Below are 8,103 nucleotides of genomic sequence, written 5' to 3' on the forward strand. Positions count from 1 at the left end.
CCAGGTCGCCGTCCATCAGGATTCGCACCGCGTCGAGGTCCGGCACGTTTGTCCAGAGCCCCTGGGACGCGACGACGTCGTCGACCGTCTCGGTCGTCGTTTCGGCCTCCTCGTCCATCGCCGCGTAGGGGTAGCCGCGGGGGTAGAGGTCGCCGTCGGCCGCGTCCAGCACGTTAACCCACGACTGGTCGGAGCTGACGGAGTTTATCTCACCCTCGTAGGCGAGATTCTGCAGATGGGTGCCGAAGAAATCCTCGCCCTCGTGCGGGCGCGTGTCGTCGTCGATGAAGACGCCGTAGTCGAACCGCTCGTTTGCCCACAGATACAGCAGGCCAAAGGACGTCTGTGCGTGGCTGGCCTTGGGGATCAGATGGTCGTATTCGGCGATGCCCTGCTCGGCGAACCATGTTTCACGATCCGCCCCGTCGAAGACGGCGCCGTCGACGTCCAGGTCGTCGAGCATCGCGGCCATCGCGTCCGTGTCACAGAACTCCTCGGTGACCAGCACGACGAACAGCCGGTCGGTGTCGAACCCGTGTTCGCGGGCGTTGGCGATGTACTCGCGCAGACACTCGTACTCACGGATGGTGGGGACCACGACACAGATGTCATGTGTACTCATGCTGCCCGAGGATTGTTTAGGGCCTCCTAAAACCCCATCGATTTTTTCGGGCGGCCAAAAATACGGGTTGCTGGCAGGTTCAGCACGCGGTACGTCGTGTCAGAGCCGCGCCTCGACGGCGTCGGCGGCCTTCAACGAGAGCGCGGCGAGGGTGAGCGTCGGGTTCATCGCCCCCCCGGTAACGAACGTCGAACTCCCCGCAATAGAGAGGTTCTCAAGGTCGTGGGTCCGACAGTCGGGATTCACGACACTCTCGTCAGGGTCCGTACCCATGCGGGTCGTCCCCATGTGGTGATACGCGGGACCAGTGTTGTCGGGGCCGACGACCCAGTCGATGTCGGCGCCCAGTTCCTCCAGCACTGCGCGCTGGATCTCGTTGGCGCGGCGGATAGTCCGCCTCGTGCGCTCGTCGAGGCGCCAGACCACGTCCGGGACGGGGTTGCCGCGGTCGTCCGTCGTTGTTGGGTCGAGGCGGATACGGTTCTCCGCGCGAGGGTACTGCTCGACCAGCGCGCCGACTGCGATGTGGGTGCCGTACTCGTCCCGGATTCGGTCGAGGAGCGCGTCGCCGAACTCCTCGGCGCCCATCGCGAGATCCGCGGGCGACGGGCCGGCGTAGTTGAGGAACTCCAGTTTGATGGCCGAGCGGCTGGCGTCCGCTCGGTCGTAGAACTGGTGGCTCTCGGTGGTGTTGAAGCCGACGTGTTTCTGCCGTGTCGGCTCGTCGAGGCGCCCGCCGACGCCGGCGAACAGGTGGTCCATGAAGTACCGCCCGACGGCACCAGAGCTGTTTGCCAGGCCGTCAGGATACTGCTCAGTCGTAGAGAGCAACAACAGGCGTGGCGTCTCGACGCCGCCCGCAGCGAGCACGAACTCGTCTGCCTCCTGCCGGTACTCGCTGCCGTCCGGCGTCGCATACACGGCAGCGGTCACCCGCTCGCCGGCGGCGCCGTGTTCCAGTCGCTGGACGGGCACCCGGTCGAGTACGCGCGCGCCGGTCGCCTCCGCGGCGTCGATATGCCGGGTCGCGTCGTACTTCGCGCCGGAAGGACAGACCGGCTTGCAGGTGCCGTAGCCAACGCAGGCGCTCGCTTCCTCGGTCGGCTCGGAGTTGCGTGCGTTGGGGACGGAGTGGGTGGCGATGCCGAGGGTTTCGCAGGCCGCAGCGAACAGCGAGTCGCTGTAGGACGGCGGGAACGCCGGTAACGGGTGGGGCTGTTCTCGCGGCGGCGCGAACGGGTTGTCCGAGGCGCCGGCGACGGAGAGCGCCTCCTCGGCGGCGGCGTAGTAGGGCTGGAGGTCGTCGTACGACAGTGGCCAGTCCTTGGCAGCTCCCACCGCCGAGTCGAGCCGGAAATCCTGCTCGTGAAGCCGCATCACCATCCCCTGCCAGTGGAGCGTCGAGCCGCCGATACCCTTTACTCGGGCAGCGTTGAGCGGGTAGTCTCGCCCGCCGCTGGCGCTGTAGGCATCACGCTCGCCGCCCATCCCCCACAGCGGCTCTCGTTTCCCCGGACGGAGATGGGTTTCCATCCGCTCTTCGTGCTCCTCCGGGTCGAACCGCGGGCCGGCGTCGAGCACGACCACGTCGTGGCCCGCTGCGGAGAGGGTCGCGGCGACCAGCGCGCCCGCGGGACCGGCGCCGACGACGCAGACGTCGGCGTTCTTGCTGGGTGTGCGGTCGGCAGAACTCACTGTGGGCCTCGCTGGTACGACGACGTCCCGCCCGGATAGCCAGGCGGGTTCGCTAAGCCGGCCAGCGACGAACCGGTTGGCGTGGCGTAGAAGGCGTAGAGCAGGTCGTTGATCAGGAAATAGCGCAGCTGCTGGGGCTCGGTCCCGTCCGGAACCGGATCGACGGTATCGACAGGAATCTCGTCCAGGGCCGCCTCACGCTTGCTCGCTGGGAGGACAGCGTAGCGCTCGCCGTAGATCGTCTGGGCGTACTCGTTCAGATAGCCGATGGCGTCGACGACTCCGCGGCCGTGGTCCGGGTCGCGGCCTACCCGCTCGACCGCGTACTCCTCGACGAACCCCTCGACATTCTCAGTCTGGGAGGGGTAGAGCACGGCCGCAAGGGCGACGAGCGTCTGTATCTCTGCCTCGCCAAGTTCGGGCCCGTCGGCAGCCGTCTTCGGCTCGCCGTACTCGTCGGTGGGCGCCGAACAACCGGCGACGGCGCCGCTCGTCACAGCGGAGAGCGCCGCGAGCGCGTCCCGGCGGGTCAGTTCCATCGGTCTGGCAGTAGATTAGGTAAGCCTAAACAAGAGCGTTGTGGGTTCGACCCGACACGAGAGACCGAGCGCTGGGAGCGATGGCTTACGACAGTCGCTCGGTTGCGATCTCGGCGCCCTCGACGAGCGCTTCGAGTTTCGCCCACGCGACTTCGGGGTTGACCATGGCGAGACCCGCCTGTGTGCCGAAGCCGCAGTCCGGCGCGGCGACGAGGGGGGTGTCCCCGTCCGTGGCCTCGTGGACCCGCTCCAGCCGGTCGGCGATGGTCTCGGGGTGGTCGACGATGTTGGTCTTCACGTCGACGACGCCCGGGATGAGTGTCCAGCCATCGGGCAGCGGGTGCTCGGCGAAGGCGCGGTACTCGTGCTGGTGGCGGGGGTTCGCCTGCTCGACGCTGAGCCCGGAGATATCCGCCTCGTAGAGCGTCGGGAGCAGCTCCACGAGCTCGGTGTCGAGGTGGTGGGGGCCCTCGTAACTCCCCCAGCAGGTGTGGAGACGGACCTGCTCGGCGGGAATGCCCGAGAGCGCCTCGTTCAACGCGTCGACGTGGAGTGAGACGATGTCGCGGAACTCGTCGACGGGCTTGTCGGCGTACAGCTGCGTGTGCCCGGTCGCCAACAGGTCGGGCGCGTCGATCTGGAGCGTCGCGCCGGTGTCCGCCAGCAGCTGGTACTCCTCGGCCATCGCGTCGGCGATGGCGAACAGGTACGATTCGTGGTCATCGTAGTACTCGTCGACGTGGGTGGCGGCGACGACGCTCGGCGAAGCGGTCGTGAGGAACGTGTCCTCGATATCGGTATCAGTCCCCTCCAGCGCCTCGCGGAACGCAGTAATCTCGGCTTCGGCGGCGTCGTCGCCCTCGTAGCGGATCTCGTCTGTCACCGCTGGCTGCGTGGCCAGTTCGATAACGTCCGTTTCGAACGTCTCCTCGGCGACCGACGGGTATTCCGCGAGGTCGGCCCAGAGCTTCTGTTCGCGCTCGCCCCCGATCCCGCTGAGCCGGTCGGAGACGTACCAGTTGAACGAGACGCGGGGCTGCTCGCCGTTGTTGATGCTCTCGAGGCCGATGGCCAGCTGCCGGTTGACGACGCTGCGGGTCGCCTCCGACGTCACTCGCTCCCACTCCTCGGGCTCGACGTCCTCCCCCTGCTCGCGCTGCTTCAGCAGCCCCAACAGCTCCGGTGGCCGCGGCAGGCTGCCAATATGCGTCGTTTCGATCTGTCTCGGGTCGTGGTTCGCCATACACAGTAATAATGCAGACACAAAATATAACTAACGGTACTCACAGAGCGGTCGCGCGCGCTCCGGTCACTCGATCTCGACCGGACAGCCCGCGACCTCCCCGCCGCGCATCCCCTGGGCGATCCAGAACAGCGAGAGCAGCACCGCGACGAAGGCGAGTAGCGCGAACTCGAGGCCGTGGAGCGGGAGCAGTGTCAGCGCCGCGCCGGCGCCCACCAGCGTCAGCACGCCGCCGAGGATGGCCGAGCCGCAGGCCGCACAGCCGGCGCCGACGATGCCGAGGGCGACGCCCGCGGCGCTGCCGGTTCCCTCGCGGGCGCCGAGGTCGTGCGTTCGAACGTGGTAGACGAGCATCGCGATGTTGACGCCAACGAGCACCGAGATGGAGAGCAACACCACGGCGACGGGAACCGAGTAGGCACTTCCGAAGCCGGGGTAGAGCCCGAGAAGCGCCCGAAGTCGGCTCACCGGGTCAGCGCTCCCGTTGATGACGACCGCCGAGACGAACTGCGGGTTCTGGCTGAGGACGAACGTCGAGAGCGCGGTCGTCGCGGCCACGAACGCGAGCACCGCATAGGCGGGCAACGAGAGTACCAGCCGAACCGTGCGTGCGATCAGCCGCCAGTCCCCCCGACGGGTCGGCAGTGAGCGCTCGGCCATTCAGATTCCCATCGCTCCTTTGAGTGAGTCGTAGCCGATTGCGCCGGTGATATCCGTCGAGAACGTCCCCGAATCGAAGACGTAGAACGTCGGCGTGCCGTTCACGCCCAACTCGTCAGCGACCGCGAGGTCAGCGTCTACGGCATCCTGAGACGCTTGGGCCTCGGCGTCGTCGACGACGCCGGTCGCATCGACATCGGTGTTCTCGTCGAGGAACGACTCGGTTTTCGAGCGGACGTTGTCGGTGTCGAAGCCGTCCTGGGCGGTGTAGTAGTGGTTCTTCAGGGCCCAGAACGCGGACCCCGAGCGGTCATACGTCGCTTCGAGCGCCATCGTCGCCGGCTTCCCCCACTCGTAGATAATCGGGATTCCCCGAAAGACGAACGAGGCCCGCTCGGTGTCCAGAAGCTCCGACTTCAGCCTTGGGAACGTGTCGGTTTCGAACCGCGCGCAGGTCGGGCAGGACGGGTCCTCGAAGGCGATGATGGTCCCTTCGCCCTCCCCAGGCGTCGCACCGAGGGTGGGTTGGCCCCCAACCCCAGCCGAGGCCGGATGCTTCGCGAACGACGTCTCGGATGAGCCGCCGCCGGCGCAGCCTGCAAGCGCCGCCATCCCCGCAACGCCACCGAGAAACCCGCGTCGGCATCTGGTCATGGACGCACCAACGAGCGCGAGAAGGTTAACGGTTCAGACGGTGTGCGTTTCGAGAACACGAACGCCACTCCCATCGGCGCCGGTGTGGCTCTCGTGGCACTCTGGTACGGTTCGACGGCCGTGACTGCACAACAGCCACCTGGAATGACTGTCTGGCCAGTGTGAGCTATCCGGAATTGGCACACAGTGTGGCTGCTTTGCAGCGTTCGAACCAGGTGGCCGAACGGGCCGTTCAGACTGTGCCTCACTGCGCGAGTGGTTGCTGTCAGCTGGAGCGGACCAGCGGGCGGGTCACTCCGAGCGCCTCAAGCCGTTACGACCACAAACGAAGCTGTGAAGCGAAACGACCGGGCCATCGTCGGGCTTGCAAGCGTCGCCCACGCACTTGTCCACACCTACGAGCTTTCGGTTCCCATCCTCGTGGGAATCTGGCTCGTCGAGTTCAGTACGACGCCGGCTGAACTCGGACTGGTTGTCACCGCTGGGATGGCGCTGTTCGGCCTCGGCGCCCTCCCGGGCGGCGTGCTCACCGACCGCTATGGCTCGCGTCGGCTCATCGCGTTCTGTCTGGCCGGGATGGGTAGCTCGTTCCTCGTGCTCTCGATTGCACCGTCCGTCGTGGCTATCGCCGTTGCGCTGGTGCTCTGGGGCGTCGCCGCGAGCGTCTACCATCCCGCTGGACTCTCACTCATCAGCACCGGCGTCTCCGAGCGCGGCCACGGGTTCGCACTCCACGGGATGGCCGGCAACGTCGGTATCGCGGCCGGCCCGCTACTGACGACGCTGCTGCTGGTCGTCGTGGACTGGCGTACCGCCGTCGGGGTGCTCGCTATCCCCGCGTTCGCCGCCGCTGTCTTCTCCGTAGTACTCGACGTGGATGAAACGGCGAGCGTCGACGAGGATGCCGAGGGCTCGGCGACGGCCGGCTCTCCCGACTCCTTCGGGGCGTTTCTCGAGAGCTCGAAGGCGCTGCTGACCGGCTCGTTTCTCCTCGTCTTCGGCGTCGCAATCTGTTCGGGACTGTTCTACCGCGGTGTCCTGACGTTCCTTCCCGAACTGCTTTCAGATCTGAGGACGTTCCAGCCGGTCGAGTTCGCCGGAACGACCCAGGAGCCAGCGAACTACATCTACGCCGGCCTGTTGGGCGTCGGTATCGCTGGCCAGTATCTCGGCGGCCGCCTCACCGACCTGATGCAGCCAGAACGAGGGATCGCCTACGCGTTCGGCGCGCTCGCGGTGCTGGCGCTCCTCTACCTCCCGATCGCCTCGGTCGGCCCCGCACCGCTGCTCGTCGTGAGCGCGGCGCTCGGGTTCACGCTGTTCGTCGTCCAGCCGATGTACCAGGCGACGGTCGCGGAGTACACGCCTGCCCCGGCCCGCGGGCTCTCGTACGGGTACACGTATCTCGCCGTGTTCGGCGTCGGCGCCTTCGGCGCAGGATTGGCCGGCGCGATACTCACCTACGCCTCCCCGACGGCGTTGTTCGTGGTTCTTGCTGGGGTGGCGGGCGTCGCGAGCGTCGTCGGCGTTGTGCTCACTCGATCACAGTAGCCCGGAGCGCGGGTTCGGTTTTCAGAGTGGCTGATACTGCCGGACAGAAGTCAGTACAGACTCGCTCACCAGTCTCTGGCTCTCACACGAGCTGACGGCCGATTCACGGCGAGCGATGGTTGTATCGTTCTGTCCGGCAGTACGACTCATCTGTTCGGTGTTTCGGCCGCTGAGCCCCGCCGGTCAATCGGTTTCGCCCTCGTCGACCGGACCCACGATGTCGCGGTCGATGGGTACCCGGACCTGCTGAATACGGGTGTCTCCCACCTGTTGGGCCCGCAGCGTCACGTTCTCGTAGCGATATGTACCCGAGTGGCCGAAGTGTGGCTCCTCCCTTCCAGACGTGTTCTCTTGGGACCGACGTGGCTTGGAGAGCACAACGAGTCATAGTACGACGACACCGATTCCGGCGACCGAGACGATCCCAAGGGGGATCGTCACCCGCCAGCCCAGTTTTGTTGTTCCCAGTAGCCACGCGAGTCCGACCTTCGTGAGCGTATTCGCGATCGCTCCGATAACGATACCGGTGGTCGCTACTGCGGGGGAGATCTCACCGTCTGCTTCGAGTGCGCTCAGCGTAATCGTGATCGCGTCGACATCAGCGAGCCCCGAGAGAAACGCAGTCACGTAGATCCCCGACTCGCCGAACCAGGCATTCGCGGACTGTGACACCAGGAGAACGATTGCGAAGACAGCGGCGAAAAACAGTGCCGGTCGAAGACGAAACGGATTTTCGAGGTCAGTCTCGACCGCCGGCTCTGTCATCGAATGCCAGTAGACGATGCCAGCGGTAACCATGCCGATACCTGTCATCACCCCGAGCGGAACGACGACTCGAGAGAGTAGTGCTGGGTTGACGACGGCGACCTCGACGAGCGCACGCGGAAACATGACGATCGACGCGACGACAATCGAGAACGACCCGATCTTGTAGAGATCGGGGGCTTCACTGATTTGCTCGGCCATCGAGACCGTCGTCGCGGTTGAAGAGACGAACCCGCCGAGGATTCCTGTGAGGGCGATCCCCCGTTTGGCCCCGACAACTCGACTCAAGATGTAGGCAACGAAGCTCAGCCCGGTGACAAATCCGACCATCAGCCAGATGAATCGTGGATTGAGACCGTACAGGATATCGAGTT

7 protein-coding genes and 1 pseudogene are annotated in these 8,103 nt (G+C 65.9%); 1 reads left to right on the forward strand and 7 read right to left on the reverse strand.

What is annotated here, in order from left to right:
- The 6 genes and pseudogenes from V5A38_RS13705 to V5A38_RS13730 all read right to left on the reverse strand — a co-directional run.
- A pseudogene (locus tag V5A38_RS13705) lies at nucleotides 1–622 on the reverse strand (alpha-1 4-glucan-protein synthase); the annotation flags it as partial.
- Nucleotides 623–721: 99 nt separating this feature from the next.
- Nucleotides 722–2,317 carry a GMC family oxidoreductase gene (locus tag V5A38_RS13710; RefSeq protein WP_332326327.1) on the reverse strand — a complete coding sequence of 532 codons (1,596 nt, stop codon included), beginning with the start codon at nucleotides 2,315–2,317 and terminating at the stop codon, nucleotides 722–724.
- Nucleotides 2,314–2,856 carry a gluconate 2-dehydrogenase subunit 3 family protein gene (locus V5A38_RS13715; RefSeq protein ID WP_332326328.1) on the reverse strand — a complete coding sequence of 181 codons (543 nt, stop codon included), beginning with the start codon at nucleotides 2,854–2,856 and terminating at the stop codon, nucleotides 2,314–2,316. The genes V5A38_RS13710 and V5A38_RS13715 overlap by 4 nt, the downstream gene beginning before the upstream one ends.
- 85 nt (nucleotides 2,857–2,941) lie before the next feature.
- Nucleotides 2,942–4,099, reverse strand: a complete 1,158-nt coding sequence (locus tag V5A38_RS13720; RefSeq protein ID WP_332326329.1) for a cobalamin-independent methionine synthase II family protein — start codon at nucleotides 4,097–4,099, stop codon at nucleotides 2,942–2,944.
- Nucleotides 4,100–4,165: 66 nt separating this feature from the next.
- Nucleotides 4,166–4,759, reverse strand: a complete 594-nt coding sequence (locus V5A38_RS13725) for a hypothetical protein (protein ID WP_332326330.1) — start codon at nucleotides 4,757–4,759, stop codon at nucleotides 4,166–4,168.
- Nucleotides 4,760–5,413, reverse strand: coding sequence for a thioredoxin domain-containing protein (locus tag V5A38_RS13730; protein WP_332326331.1), 654 nt, complete (start codon nucleotides 5,411–5,413; stop codon nucleotides 4,760–4,762).
- A gap of 333 nt (nucleotides 5,414–5,746) precedes the next feature.
- On the opposite strand from V5A38_RS13730, the gene V5A38_RS13735 reads away from it, so the two are divergent.
- Complete coding sequence (locus tag V5A38_RS13735) at nucleotides 5,747–6,964, forward strand: MFS transporter (RefSeq protein WP_332326332.1); 1,218 nt, start codon at nucleotides 5,747–5,749, stop codon at nucleotides 6,962–6,964.
- A gap of 384 nt (nucleotides 6,965–7,348) precedes the next feature.
- Here V5A38_RS13735 and V5A38_RS13740 read toward each other — a convergent pair.
- Nucleotides 7,349–8,103, reverse strand: a 755-nt coding sequence (locus V5A38_RS13740; protein WP_332326333.1) for a DUF4010 domain-containing protein, incomplete at its 5' end; no start/stop codon positions are given.

This window comes from Halolamina sp., from assembly GCF_036626355.1.
Classification (GTDB): Archaea; Halobacteriota; Halobacteria; order Halobacteriales; family Haloferacaceae; genus Halolamina.